Annotated in this window: 6 protein-coding genes and 4 pseudogenes; 3 read left to right on the forward strand and 7 right to left on the reverse strand. The window is 59.7% G+C overall.

Features of this window, described 5'->3' with window-relative positions; all coding sequences use genetic code 11:
* Positions 1 to 40 precede the first annotated feature (40 nt).
* The gene (locus AC0NIH_RS30320; RefSeq protein ID WP_473469017.1) at positions 41 to 823 is read right to left on the reverse strand and encodes a type IV secretion system lytic transglycosylase VirB1; all 783 of its coding nucleotides are present in this window, start codon (positions 821 to 823) and stop codon (positions 41 to 43) included.
* A gap of 698 nt (positions 824 to 1,521) precedes the next feature.
* A pseudogene (locus AC0NIH_RS30325) lies at positions 1,522 to 2,714 on the reverse strand (IS256 family transposase); the annotation flags it as partial.
* A gap of 815 nt (positions 2,715 to 3,529) precedes the next feature.
* On the opposite strand from AC0NIH_RS30325, the gene virG reads away from it, so the two are divergent.
* Positions 3,530 to 4,255 (forward strand): two-component system response regulator VirG, encoded by a 726-nt coding sequence (gene virG, locus AC0NIH_RS30330; protein ID WP_473469014.1) that lies wholly within the window; start codon positions 3,530 to 3,532, stop codon positions 4,253 to 4,255.
* A gap of 140 nt (positions 4,256 to 4,395) precedes the next feature.
* Positions 4,396 to 4,883: pseudogene (locus AC0NIH_RS30335) on the forward strand (IS110 family transposase); the annotation flags it as partial.
* Here AC0NIH_RS30335 and AC0NIH_RS30340 read toward each other — a convergent pair.
* Complete coding sequence (locus tag AC0NIH_RS30340) at positions 4,861 to 5,307, reverse strand: IS3 family transposase (protein ID WP_473469080.1); 447 nt, start codon at positions 5,305 to 5,307, stop codon at positions 4,861 to 4,863. The pseudogene AC0NIH_RS30335 and the gene AC0NIH_RS30340 sit on opposite strands and share 23 nt — an antisense overlap.
* On the opposite strand from AC0NIH_RS30340, the gene AC0NIH_RS30345 reads away from it, so the two are divergent.
* The gene (locus AC0NIH_RS30345; protein WP_473469086.1) at positions 5,263 to 5,469 is read left to right on the forward strand and encodes a hypothetical protein; all 207 of its coding nucleotides are present in this window, start codon (positions 5,263 to 5,265) and stop codon (positions 5,467 to 5,469) included. The two genes, AC0NIH_RS30340 and AC0NIH_RS30345, sit on opposite strands and share 45 nt — an antisense overlap.
* A 25-nt stretch (positions 5,470 to 5,494) precedes the next feature.
* On the opposite strand, the gene AC0NIH_RS30350 is transcribed toward AC0NIH_RS30345, so the two are convergent.
* The 4 genes and pseudogenes from AC0NIH_RS30350 to AC0NIH_RS30365 form a co-directional block, all read right to left on the reverse strand.
* Positions 5,495 to 5,749, reverse strand: coding sequence for a helix-turn-helix domain-containing protein (locus tag AC0NIH_RS30350; protein WP_473469012.1), 255 nt, complete (start codon positions 5,747 to 5,749; stop codon positions 5,495 to 5,497).
* Between the two features lie 179 nt (positions 5,750 to 5,928).
* Positions 5,929 to 11,376, reverse strand: a pseudogene (locus tag AC0NIH_RS30355) (C48 family peptidase); the annotation flags it as partial.
* 121 nt (positions 11,377 to 11,497) lie between these two features.
* Positions 11,498 to 12,420, reverse strand: a pseudogene (locus AC0NIH_RS30360) (type IV secretory system conjugative DNA transfer family protein); the annotation flags it as partial.
* A 441-nt stretch (positions 12,421 to 12,861) separates the two neighbouring features.
* Entirely contained in the window at positions 12,862 to 13,899 is a 1,038-nt protein-coding gene (locus AC0NIH_RS30365; RefSeq protein WP_473469851.1) for a type III secretion protein, read from the reverse strand.
* Between the last annotated feature and the right edge of the window lie 122 nt (positions 13,900 to 14,021).

Here is a 14,021-nt window from a genome sequence, read left to right on the forward strand (position 1 = left end):
CGAAGCATTTCGAGTGGCTTCATCATTGTATCTCCATGATTCAATCGAATATGAGTTTGTTCGGGTTCGAGGGTTCCCGCTCTTCAGCTGCCTGGCTGCCGGTCGGACCGGAGGGATCGGCCCCGGAGCCGTTTGGCTGATAGGAGCCCCAGATGTCCCAGGAATTTTGGTTGGGCTGCTTTCTATTGGCCTGTTGGCTCTGTTGGAGCAGAGGCGGCACGGCTTTCCGACCGGGTGCCTCAAGATCTGGCGCATCTCGGGCGGTCGGCTCCAGTGTTCGCTCAAGCTGACTTGAGATGTCCTTTGCGGCCGACTCGACCTTGCGTACATAACCGTTGGCGAAGCCACGCGTGACGTCGCCCGTGTTATAGGCCGAGATGGCACGGCGAAGGGCCAGTTGCTGCGCCGGAGCAGTCGTGCCCCCGGCATACCGGCTTTCAAGTAAGTGGGCGGCAGCCGAAAGGGAGGCGCAGGGCTCGAAAGCCTTTTCCGGCGTGAGACTGAGCATGGAAAAGTTCTTGCTGTTTATCTGCATCAATCCAACATCGACAGAATGTTGTGCGTCGAGACGGTCCTTGATGCCCCGCGTGGCTTCCAGGTGGTCTATCCAGCGAAGCTGCTCGCCTGTTGTGTTGTCATGGGCCACCAGCGTTTCAAAGCCACTTTCAATCTTGGCAATCGCGGCGAGCGTGGACGGCGCAACCCAGGGAGCGCATTTGCGCGATAGGCGGTGGAACTCACGGGGCGAAAGTGGCGCGGGCGCGGCCGGGAGTGACATGGATGTCAACAGGACAATGGCCAGCGGCCAAACTGCAATAAACATTCCCTATCACCTGCCTTTCCAAGCCGCCGGACGGGTTCTGGCCCTGTCCGGCACGCGCTTATCGGGAAGGTTTGTTACTGCGTGATGTTCAGGTTCGGCTTTTCGGTTTCAATTGAAGCAAAGACCGTGTTGGTCAGCGTGGGTACCAGCTTGTGCATGCGTGGATGGCGCGGGGCGTGATCAAGCCGGCGACATCCAAAGCATCTTGGTACGAGACGCCCTGTGCGGGATTGCCCGTCCCGGCGGGTCCGTTGCTCCTGGACTGTAAGCCGCGGCTTCGGCGTCATGGATGATGATGGGATTTTCTACGGGCGCTGGTCAAAGGCAATGGAAGCTCGGCGGGTTATCCAGGCTGCGGGTGCCGTGAGTCGATCGAACGGGAGAACCGACAAAGGCGCCAAGCTGCCCAACGTTGCGTATGCTGTCATTTGCCTATGAGACAGCCATGAGCGGCCCTCCAAGGTCAGGTCATCGACACCGCGAGGTCTCCGCGAAGCTGGCTCGAAGGCGCAAATCCGCGGCGCGGGGTCAACTGAAGACGTCGCGGCGCAGCCCAGCCTGCGGCGAGCCTGGCTCAGCTGTCTCGGCCGGTCGCCAACAGGGGATCATGCACAGTCCATCGGATCGTGTCCCGCGGCGTAGTGTAGCTGGCGGCATTGGACGCCGTGCTCTCCGGCATGGGCCGGACTGATCAGCGCGCCACTTGCCGGCAGACTGATGAGGGGATCATCGCTCATCTGGCTGATCGTTTCCAGAGTCATATATCTGGCCCGCTGCACTCCCCATTCATCGTTCTGTTCGAGCAGGATTGCGCCGACGAGGCGCACGATCGCATCGTCGTTCGGGAAGATTCCGACGACCTCGGTGCGCCGCTTGATCTCGCCGTTGAGACGCTCGATCGGATTGGTCGAGTGCAGCTTGGCGCGGTGTTCTTTCGGGAAGGTCATGTAGGCCAGCACGTCGGGCTCGGCGTCGTCCATGATTGTCGCCAGCTTCGGTACCTTCGGCCGGATCTGGTCGGCGACGGCGCGCCATTGCACGGTTGCGGCCTCGGGCGTTTCCTGGGCGAAGGCGGTGGCGATGAAAGCGGAGACGACCCTGCGGCCGCTCTTGCCGGCATGGGCCAGCACGTTCCTCATGAAGTGGACGCGGCAGCGCTGCCATGTCGCGCACAGCACCTTGGTGACGGCCGCCTTGATGCCTTCATGGGCATCGGAGACGACGAGCTTGACGCCGCGCAGGCCGCGGCGGGTCAGCTTGCGCAGGAACTCCGTCCAGATCGGCTCGGCCTCCGAGGTGCCAATCTCCATGCCCAGCACCTCGCGCCGACCGTCCGCATTGACGCCGACGGCAATGATGACGGCGACCGAGACGATGCGGCCGCCGCGGCGCACCTTCAGGTAGGTGGCGTCGATCCACAGATAGGGCCAATCGCCCTCGATCGGCCGCTCGAGGAAGGCCTTCACCTTGCCGTCGATCTCTTCGGACAGCCGGCTGACCTGGCTCTTGGAGATGCCACTCATGCCCATGGCCTTGACCAGGTCGTCGACCGAGCGGGTCGAGATGCCCTGGACGTAGGCCTCCTGGATGACGGCGGTCAGCGCCTTCTCGGCCATGCGGCGCGGTTCGAGGAACCCGGGAAGCAAGAGCCCTTCCTGAGCTTGGGGATGCGCAGCTCGACCGTGCCGGCCCGCGTCTCCCAGTCCCGTTCGCGGTAGCCATTGCGCTGGGCCATCCGCAGCGGGTTCTTCTCGCCATAGGCGGCGCCGGTGGCGGCCCCAACCTCCATTTCCATCAACCGCTCGGCGGCAAAGCCGATCATCTCCCGCAGCAGATCGGCATCCGGGGTCTTCTCCACGAGCGTGCGCAGGTTCATCATGTCGTCGGTCATCGGTGGTCCTTCCGAATTGGGTTGGCGTCAACAACCAAACCCTACCGGAAAGCGCCGATGACCACCGACACGCCGCTCACTCGCTACAGCGCTACTAACGGCGCGCTCGTGAGCGGCTTCGTAACTGCCGAGCTACACCACCTGATGGGACACGACCGTCCATCGGCACAAGAACCGCACGCAATCGGTGGCGTCCGACGGCGCAGCCGGCAAGCAAAGTGACTGGCTCAAAGGGAGGGTGTGCATTCAACTGAGAATATGTTAGCTCGGACGGTAGCCGCGACCGGACCTGCCTGTCGCCCGAACCAGGCGCTGCCGGCCGCTTCGGAAGAACCCGCCGTAGGCAGGAGACATACCACTGGAACAAGGCCGCTGTTGAGAATCCCCTTGCGCCGACCGGCCCTGTGGTTAATCAAACGCCGCGCTGCAGCACCGCGTCCGAGCCGGACGCGAGCGGGAGGGTTTCGAGATGATCCAGCTCCGCAAGCGCCAGAAACGCGCCAAGGATGCAAGGGCATGGCAGGCCTGGGAGTGCGTGCCGTCGATGTCGAGTCGTGTTGGCAGGCCTGCATATAAGCTCAAAGCGAAAAAGCGAAGGACCCAGGGCGGGGTCATGCCGGCGCTTGGAACATGTCTGATCGTCACGGGCTGCCTGGATAAGTTAATTCGCTGTGGATGAAAAGACCAGGACGAGCAACGGCCTCATTGGCCGCAGGCGACGGCGAGTGTAGCAAGGGGCAGCTGTTTTGCGTCGGTGCCACAAGGTTGCTCGGCAACAGCTTTTGACAAGGGGATTCAAGATTGAAGGTGAGCCGTTGAAACATGTTCTTGTCATTGACGATGATGCCGCAATGCGGCGCCTCATAGCCGAGTATCTCATGATGCATGCCTTAAAGGTGACCGCAGTCAACGATAGCAAGCACTTTAACTACGTTCTATCGCATGAGCCTGTCGACCTCGTGGTAGTTGACCTCAACCTGGGCCGGGAGGATGGGCTTGCGATCGTCCGCAATCTGGCGACAAAATCGGATTTACCCATCATAGTGATCAGCGGCGACCGGCTTGATGAGGCGGAAAAAGTTGTTGCTCTGGAGCTCGGCGCAACCGATTTCATCCCGAAGCCTTTCGGCCTGCGCGAGTTCCTGGCCCGCATTCGCGTAGCGCTACGCCAGCGCATTGCCAGTCCGCCAACCAAAGATCATCGCTCATTTCGGTTTGGAGCCTGGAAGCTCAGCGTCAAGCAGCGGCGGCTGATCTGTTCAGAGCGTGGCGAGGTCAAGCTTACGGCATGTGAGTTCAATCTCTTAATCGCGTTCTTGGAGAACCCCCGCAACGTGTTATCCAGAGAACGGCTTTTGCTCGCGAGCCGGGTGCGTGGAGAAGAGGTCTACGATCGAAGTATCGACGTCCTGATCTTGCGGTTACGACGAAAGCTGGAGGCTGACGCGGCCAATCCTCGCCTGGTCAAGACGTGCCGTGGTGCGGGGTACTTCTTCAACGCTGACGTAGAGGTTAGCTACGGAGGCACCTTGGCCGCGTGACAGGAGCTATTCTGGATAGCTGATGGCTGATCAAGCGTAAGACCGTATGTCCGCTTCTGCCGGTGAGGTGTCGCCCTACACTGCGCGTCCGAGGGTTGCTCGGGCGGTCCGAGCCGATCCTCATCACAGGAGGACGAGCCGTGGCAGATTATAGGGAAGCGTTTGTCGGAATCGATGTCGCTAAGCTGAGGAATGCCATCGCGATTGCGGAAGCCGGCCGGGAGGGAGAGGTTCGGTTCTTCGGCGAGGTCGACGCATCGGATACGAGTATGCGCCGCGTTATCCAACGGATCGCCGCCAAGTTCGATCGCATCCACCTCTGCTACGAGGCGGGCCCAACCGGCTATGGCCTTTACCGGCTGATCCGTTCCCTTGGCCATGAATGCACCGTGGTCGCGCCATCGCTGATTCCAAGGAAGCCTGGCGATCGGGTGAAGACGAACCGCCGGGATGCTCTTTCATTGGCAAGGCTGCTGCGCGCCGGTGAACTGACGGCGGTATGGGTTCCCGATGAAGATCACGAAGCCATGCGAGATCTCGTTCGCGCCCGGCAGCCGCGGTCGAGACGCTGCGGGTCCATCGCCAGCAGGTGAGCGCTTTCATGCTCAAGCATGGTCGTGCCTATCCAACGCCCATCCCACCACCTTGCGGCTAAACGCATCCAGGACAACGGCAAGGAAAGCAAACTCCTCAGCCAGATGCAGGAACGTAATATCGGCCACCCACAACTGGTCGAGCCCATTGAGGATCATTCCCTTGGCAAGGTTCGGCACGACGTGCCAACCATGCCTCGAGTTCGTCGTCGCAGGAACAAAGGGTCTTGCACGCAGGCACAACAGATTGTCTTCGCGCATGATCCGTAGAATGCACTTATGGTTGACTTGCCATCCCTCGCGTCGCAGCAGGGCTGCTATCCGGCGGTAGCCGTAGTGCGCGTTGCCGAGAGCCATCTTCTGAATAAGATCGCGCAACCCTGTCTCGGCCCGCCGAGGCGTCGAATCCAGCCAATGACGGTAGTAACTCGCGCGGCTAACGCCAGCGAGCCAGCACATTCTGTCGATGTTGATTCGCCTTGCGACAGGCCGGTCATCATCTTTTCGATGACTTTGAAGATCCCGTTTCGCCAGGAGCGCTGCTCCGAAATGCCGCAAGGCTTCGCGAAAAAAATCGAGATCGAGTTGCTGTTTACCCGACTTTCTGCTCCAATTCCCTGATCCGGCGCTGGCCTTGGTCAGCGCCTTATCTGAGGTGCCGGCGTGTCGACGCGCTCTGCCCCTCCGCGGCCCCGTTAACTCCTGTTATCGATCTGGCCCGCTGGCCGCGCGGACGTGACTTCAGATTACCACGAAGCCTGAGGTGATCACGCCACTCGTAAAGTCGTTGGCGACTGATGCCAACCTCGTCTGCCAACTTGCTGACGTTTTCGCCCGCCTCCATGCGCTGGAGAAGCTCCAGCTTTTGGTCCTCATCAATAACTCTTTGCCGTCCGGCCATGCCCCAGTTTCCTCTCTTGCAGGGAAACTGTCCGCGATTTTCCTCGTCTCAGTCTGGGGGTGCACTCCAATAAAACCGGACAACTCGCGTGCTACCTAACCCGGACAACTAATGTGCTTACGACACTTGACGCACAAAACCTTGCCAAAAGAGCTGGTCTGCTTTATCCGCAATCGACCTCAACGCCCCGCGTCGGAGCGCTCTCTGCTTCTGGAGGAAGCCATGAGGTCTGCTCGGGCTTGATCGGGGTCTTGCCTGATGGGCGACGTATTTGCTTCGCTCGCTTGCCGCCCCGTGGCGAGGGTTTGCGGACTGTCAGTCCTCTGCCTTTTCGCCGGTCTCAACAGCGCTGTGTAATGTTCAGTGTTGATGATGACGCCCCCGCTGTTCGCGCGGTTGCTCCTGTCAAGTGGTCTCGTCAGTTCGCCCTGGGCCTCGCGCGACTTGCTCAAGTGCTGGTCAAACGGCGCTGGCGCGACTTGTCGGGCTTGCTGCTCTTGCAACACGGCTTGTTGCGACCCGGCTGCTGCAAAAGCTTCCGCGGGGATTGCGGCAAGCTCGTGCGGCAAGCGGCCCTGCCTTAGTCGGTTTTGCAGCCCCTGCCGGTCGGCAACGAGGTCGTCGAGGTGCAGCGGCCGCTGCCGTTCCGGCCACTCTTGGTTCGCCAATCTCCGAACCAGCGCGCGCGTGCCGCCCACCACGAAGACACCGCAATCAACACCGTTGTTCTGCTGGGCCATGGCGGGTGTCACCACGGTGGTCGCGTCCAGTCTTGTTGCGAGCTCTCGTGCTGGCGCGTCGTTGTATCCCTGTCCATTGTGCTGGATGGAATCGTAGTGATAGGCGACCGCTCTTTCCGGGTCGCGGCGATCTACGAGCAGCAGCGACCAATGTTCGACGCGTCGAGAATCCGGCGCCGGATCCATAGGATCGGCACTGTTCACTGGCAGGAAAACGAATTCGGCTGGGGCGTCGCTTTGATGATAGATGGACAGCAACCTACCTTGCACGTCCCCGTCGTAACGGCGCAGCTGATGGGCGACCAACGCATCCACCAGCCGCGTTCGGGCGGCGAGCGCTGGGTGGGCCTCCTGCAGGTCCTGCTCCAGCAACCGATAATCCCTGTGGATATGGGCGTCGCTCAGCAGGTCGGCGCCGAGTACCGCCCCCTCGGGGAGGATGGACGAGCCTGACGGAAAAGCTCCGATCTGAGCATCGGAGGAGGTGGTCAGATCGACTAACGGAACACCGCGACAGGTGTCTGACAGCCTGACGGTTGCTGGCGAGGCGGGTTCTGGGGTCCTTGCCGGTACTGCTGCCGCTGCAGCTTCCCTCAGCGGACCGCGATCAACGAGCCAAAAGTCGTTGCGCCCTTCCGGCCTCTCGGCGGTGTAGCCGTGACCTTTAATCTCGTAGTTCCATTCCGGCTTTTCCGCATCCGGCAAGAGGTCATAGTGGCCCAAGGAAGAGAGCATCGCGTCTGGGGCGGGTTGAGTCCCATGGGAGAAGCCTTTGGGGACGGCGAATGAGACGTCTATAGAGCGCTCGATCGCAGCGGGGGGCTCAGACCTTGCGGAGGGCGCGGCCTCCGCATGCAGCCTTCCGATGTATTCGGACCTTGTCCCTTGAACCGATAGCCCTTCCAATGGCAACTGCTGCATGGGAGGCTGCATCGGCACGCGGCCGGCTGAATTGCCGATTTCGCTCAGCGGCTGCTGAATGGCGGCGGCTTGGGGCGTATTCAGGGCCCTCTGCCTCTCCGCTGGCCGCAACGGCGCTGTGTAATGTTCATCGTTGATGATCACCCACTCGGGTGGTGGCAGGTGGTTGCCCGGGTCAAGCGCATCCGGCCAGGGCCGGATCTGCTGTTGGCTGGCAGCTAACGGCGGCGGGGCGGCGATCTCAACTCCGGCGTGCACAGAGCCGGCCGCCGCGAAAGCGTCCGTCACGCTCCTGTGTGACGCAGACTCCGTATCGCGAACCCGTCCCAACGCCATGCGGAGCTTGTTGTTGCCTGGAAACAACGTCTCGGCGAATTTCATCCGTGAATCATGATCCAGCCCAGAGATCGTTAGGCCCTGCCTCTCCAGCGCCTCAGAAAATCTGCGAAGACTACGACCATAGACAACACGGGTCTCTGAGGCCAAGCTGCTGTCACTGGCCATTTGTTCCAAGATATGCGCGTCTGCCTTTGAGGGCACCGTCACTCGCCACCGGCCAGTCGCTGAATAGCCCGGCTCATGATACGCACGCAGGACGTTCAACGCCGGCCTTATATACCTTATGTCAGTGTTTTTCGGAAAGAAAGTATCGAGTTGATCGACCAGGGATTGGTGATTTTTTAGATCAGTCACTTGGCCGCGAGCGCCGAGATCATTCGCCAATCGGCGAAGCGCAAAGGAGTATATTTCGAGCGTGCTCCCGCTATATTTTTGCTGAGCCGCAGCGTGGGCGATCGCCTTATCAATAACGTCCCGGTGTTCGTCGGACAGATGGGGATGGCGGGCGCCAACAGTCGCTGAATAGCCCGGCTCATGATACGCACGCAGGACGATCAACGCCCTCTTCATATCATCGTCTTTCGGAAAGAAAGCATTGACGTGATCGAACAGGGGCTGGTGATTTTTTAGATCAGTCACTTGGCCGCGAGCGCCGAGATCATTCGCCAATCGGCGAAGCGCAGACGTGTATTTTCGGACCGTGCTCTCGCTATATTTTTGCTGAGCCGCAACGTGAGTGATCGCCTTATCAATAACGTCCCGGTGTTCGTCGGACAGATGGGGATAGCGGGTAGCACGGGCGCCAGCAGTCGCTGAATAGCCCGGCTCATGATACGCACGCAGGACGTTCAACGCCCTCTTCACATCATCGTCTTTCGGAAAGAAAGCAATGACGTGATCGAACAGGAGCTGGTGATTTTTTAGATCAGTCGCTTGGCCGCGAGCGCCGAGATCATTCGCCAATCGGCGAAGCGCAGACGTGTATTTTCGGACCGTGCTCTCGCTATATTTTTGCTGAGCCGCAACGTGAGTGATCGCCTTATCAATAACGTCCCGGTGTTCGTCGGACAAATGGGGATAGCCGGTAGCACGGGCGCCACTCGCAACAGGATCGGCTCGGCGCGGCTCGGCCACGTGCTGCTCAAAGCCCACTTGCCGGGCCTGGCCCGCATCCGGCAAGAGGCCATAATGGTCCAAGGAAGAGAGTATCGCGTCGCGTTGAATCCCGTGGGAGAAGCCTTTGGGGAGGGCGAATGAGACGTTTATAGAGTTCTCGATGGCAGCGGGGAGTGCCTCAGACCTTGCGAAGGGCGCTGCCTCCGCATGCAGCCTTCCGATGTGTTCGGACCATGTCCCTTGAACAGGTACCCCTTCCAATGGCAACTGCTGCATGGGAGGCTGCATCGGCACGCGGCCGGCTGAATTGCCGATTTCGCTCAGCGGCGGCTGAATGGCGGCGGCTTGCGGCGTATTCAGGGCCCTCTGCCTCTCCGCTGGCCGCAACGGCGCTGTGTAATGTTCATCGTTGATGATCACCCACTCGGGTGGTGGCAGGTGGTTGCCCGGGTCAAGCGCATCCGGCCAGGGCCGGATCTGCTGTTGGCTGGCAGCTAACGGCGGCGGGGCGGCGATCTCAACTCCGGCGTGCACAGAGCCGGCCGCCGCGAAAGCGTCCGTCACGCTCCTGTGTGACGCAGACTCCGTATCGCGAACCCGTCCCAACGCCCAGCGGAGCTTGTTGTTGCCTGGAAACAACGTCTCGGCGAATTTGATCCGTGAATCATGATCCAGCCCAGAGATCGTTAGGCCCTGACTCTCCAGCGCCTCAGAAAATCTGCGAAGACCACGACCATAGTCAACACGGGTGCTTGAGGCCAAGCTGCTGTCACTGGCCACTTGTTCCAAGACATGCGCGTCTGCCTTTGAGGGCACCGGCACTCGCCACGGGCCAGTCGCTGAATAGCCCGGCTCATGATACGCACGCAGGACGTTCAACGCCGGCCTTATATACCTTATGTCAGTGTTCGGAAAGAAAGTATCGAGTTGATCGACCAGGGATTGGTGATTTTTTAGATCAGTCACTTGGCCGCGAGCGCCGAGATCATTCGCCAATCGGCGAAGCGCAAAGGAGTATATTTCGAGCGTGCTCCCGCTATATTTTTGCTGAGCCGCAGCGTGGGCGATCGCCTTATCAATAACGTCCCGGTGTTCGTCGGACAGATGGGGATAGCGGGTAGCACGGGCGCCAGCAGTCGCTGAATAGCCCGGCTCATGATACGCACGCAGGACGTTCAACGCCGGCCTTATATACCTTATGTCAGTGTTTTTCGGAAAGAAAGTATCGAGTTGATCGACCAGGGATTGGTGATTTTTTAGATCAGTCACTTGGCCGCGAGCGCCGAGATCATTCGCCAATCGGCGAAGCGCAAAGGAGTATATTTCGAGCGTGCTCCCGCTATATTTTTGCTGAGCCGCAGCGTGGGCGATCGCCTTATCAATAACGTCCCGGTGTTCGTCGGACAGATGGGGATAGCGGGTAGCACGGGCGCCAGCAGTCGCTGAATAGCCCGGCTCATGATACGCACGCAGGACGTTCAACGCCCTCTTCACATCATCGTCTTTCGGAAAGAAAGCAATGACGTGATCGAACAGGAGCTGGTGATTTTTTAGATCAGTCGCTTGGCCGCGAGCGCCGAGATCATTCGCCAATCGGCGAAGCGCAGACGTGTATTTTCGGACCGTGCTCTCGCTATATTTTTGCTGAGCCGCAACGTGAGTGATCGCCTTATCAATAACGTCCCGGTGTTCGTCGGACAAATGGGGATAGCCGGTAGCACGGGCGCCACTCGCAACAGGATCGGCTCGGCGCGGCTCGGCCACGTGCTGCTCAAAGCCCACTTGCCGGGCCTGGCCCGCATCCGGCAAGAGGCCATAATGGTCCAAGGAAGAGAGTATCGCGTCGCGTTGAATCCCGTGGGAGAAGCCTTTGGGGAGGGCGAATGAGACGTTTATGGAGTTCTCGATGGCAGCGGGGAGTGCCTCAGACCTTGCGGATGGCGCTGCCTCCGCATGCAGCCTTCCGATGTGTTCGGACCATGTCCCTTGAACAGGTACCCCTTCCAATGACACTTCACCCAACTGCTGCATGGGGGGCTGCATCGGCACGCGGCCGCCTGAATTGCCGATTTCAATTAGCGGCTGCTGAATGGCGGCGGCTTGCGGCGTATTCAGGGCCCTCTGCCTCTCCGCTGGCCTCAATAGCACTGTGGAGTGTTCGTTGTTGATGATGACCCACCCGGGTGGCAGGTGATTGCCCTGGTCAAGCGCATTCGGCCAGGGCCGGATCTGCTGTTGGCTGGCAGCTAACGGCGGCGGGGCGGCGATCTCAACTCCGGCGTGCCCAGAGCCGGCCGCCGCGAAAGCGTCCGTCACGATGCTGTTGAGGTCCCCCGGTCCAGCGGGCATCCCTAGGTCGCTGAAAATAGATGAGGCGGCTTGATCATCGTGCCGTCGCTCAAGCCCTTCGCTCAATTGTTCTAGTCGCAGAACCTCTTCTGGATTGGTTGGGGACTCGTCAGATTGATCGAACAGCCTCCGGGCCTCGGCAAGGTGCTGCTCATCGCTCACTTGCCTTGCTTGGTCCGATTGCCCGGCTTCCAAGCCGGCGTCCTGCACCTGTGACAAAGCTGATGCCCAGGATGGGTTATTATGTCGCGGGTTCATACTAGCCTCACATCAAACTATGTCGTCAAAGTTCTGCGCCAATCCACGCAGCTCCTGATCGGGGTTGAAATTCTGCCGAGAGCCCCTCGTCTGCTTCCATCAAGGGTGCCGGCTCCGGGAGGGCGCCTGTCTGGCTTTCGAAGATGCGTTTAAGGATGCGGTCCGAAAAATATCGCACCTTCCTCAATTGCAGTGGTGGCAGGCCTTTGATGAGAACAATCTCGTAGTCGTCATCGAGCAGCCGAACCTGTTCGGGACGCAACAGCGGTGCACCTTGATGCGAATTCTGAATGTTCCAATCGAACGTTCGCGCCTGGCTGTAGGAAATCGACTTGGCTTCAAACGTGTATTCACCGATGGCTTTGGAAATGTAGGTTGGAGTCTCGTCATCGGCCGTGGCCATGAACACCTGCAGGCCGGTATTGCTGAGAAAATTCTGCTTGCCAGCCTCGCCATAGGCCCCCGTCAGTGCCGAGAGGCTTTGGATGATGAGCATGAAGCGCCCCTTGTAGCCCGCGATGGTCGTAATTGCGGTCTCGATCGCCTCCAGCTTACCAAGTGCTTGAACTCGTCGAGCAGAAACAGAACTTCGTATTTTTCATCCCGGCGAGGCAGCGACCGCTGTAGAATTGAAACGACTTGCTGAAAGAACAGGCGTATCAAAGGCGCGACCACCTCTAGATCGTTCGGACCAACGCAAAGAAAGATGCACGTTTTGCGGCGGCGAAGATCGTACACCGAAAAATCTGAGCGACTTGTCGCCGCCTTTACAGCGGGATCCGCCCATAAATTGAGCCCGCCATCGCCAAGGACGGACGTGTAGGAGGTTAGGATTTTTGTATCGTTCCCGGCCATGTCGTCGAAGATGCGTTGTGCCTCTTTGTTCCGGGTCTCCATCGCGAGTCGCGCGAAGAGTTTGAACTTCTCCCCCGGCTGGGCGAAGAGGACCCCGATAGAAGACGGGGTTGCGAAACCCAGATAGAATGGCGTCTCGAACCAAAAGGCACGGACGTCAAACGTCATCAAAGCCTCGCCGCTACCCCCATGGCGGAAGGTTGCGTACAGACTTGCCGCGCAGAAGCCGAAGGCGAGTGAGCAGCCGATGCTAATGGCTATGTTGGGGGGCGTCGTTTTGGTTGAAGGCATTGTTCCATTGCCGTATTAGCCATAGCTACTGCTGCGCTTTTCTCAGACACCGGAGCGACGTCGCGCGATGTCGCCGTTCCACGAGATCGTGCCGGAGCGGGTGGTGCGATGCTTGCATCGCACCACCCGGCAGACGTGTTTCTGAAAGTCCCCAAGGCAGGTACATCAACGGCCAGCGACTTGGAAACAGCCAGGCCGTGAACGGAATTCGGGGAGAAGGCGTCACTCACCATGGCCGAGACCTCAACGGCCGGAGCGATCTCTGCTTCTGGAGGCAGCCATCAGATCCTCGCGGGCGTGATTGTAGGCGTGGCTTATGGACTGCCCGACTTGACCACCCCGCTGCAGCTGTTCAAAGGAGGTTTGCGGGCCTGTCGCACGGACTTCAGCCTCAAGACCTGCTATGTGGCCGTCCAGATTCGCATTCCGTTCCGCTGCTGCATACCGCGGCGGAGGGATGTGCGGCAAGATGTCTTGCATGCCGGGAACTGCATGAGCTTGGGCCTGTTGATTTGCGTCGAACTGCCGATACGCCGCCAATTCCGGCGGCTCGACAGGAGGCCGGGGCAGCGAGTCCAGTTGGTTGGCGGCCACCAGAACTGATTCCACTGCGCCTCGGTGCGTGCACGAGGAAGGATCCATTCCGTAGGCTTCCTGAATCATCAGTGATGCGATTTCCCTTTGTCGGTCTTCAGGAATACGGGACAATGCGTTGCGTACACTATCAGCGAACTCGGGTGAGATCACTTGTACTTCTGCATATTTTTCCCACGATACGGGTGCGTTTTGCTTCCGGCGCAAATTGTTGGCAGTCTGTTCATTTGTGTCCGGATGCACGAACGGAATCAACCCCTCAACACGGTTTTTCAGGAATTCGGCGGTGCTTTTGTCCATCGACCAATGACCTTCTTTGGCCGTGACTCCGCTCCATGCGCTGTCTTTCAACCGAACAGCGGGACCGTTGGCCCAGGCGTCCATGACCACTGTCGACCTCGGGTCGCGGCTTCCGCGCCGCAGTTCGTTCCAAAGGTGACCCGCCTTGACTGGGATCTCGTCGCCTTCCTTGGTTATCTCTTTCATTGACACCGAAGCACTTAAGGTCATGCTCCGCTCGTCGGCCGCCATGTGTGGGGCGTGGACGATAGCGGAAAGGGGAGCGGTCTGATTGCAGCACGCCGCTCCCATGACTACGGCCACTGCAACCTTATTGTCGCCGTCTGCTCCCGACATTGCAACCGACGATCCGATGCCGTTGTGGCCGTGAGAGGGAATGTCGTCCACCTTAACGTTTCCCCGGCCATGCTTGAGCAGCAGGCGAACGTCGTGAACTGTTTGCCCCGCTGTCGCGAGTCTTACCGGGCTGGTGACCTCGTCACCAACGACACACGCCCCCATATGGTAGG

The sequence above is a fragment of the Mesorhizobium sp. WSM1386 genome (assembly GCF_055901595.1).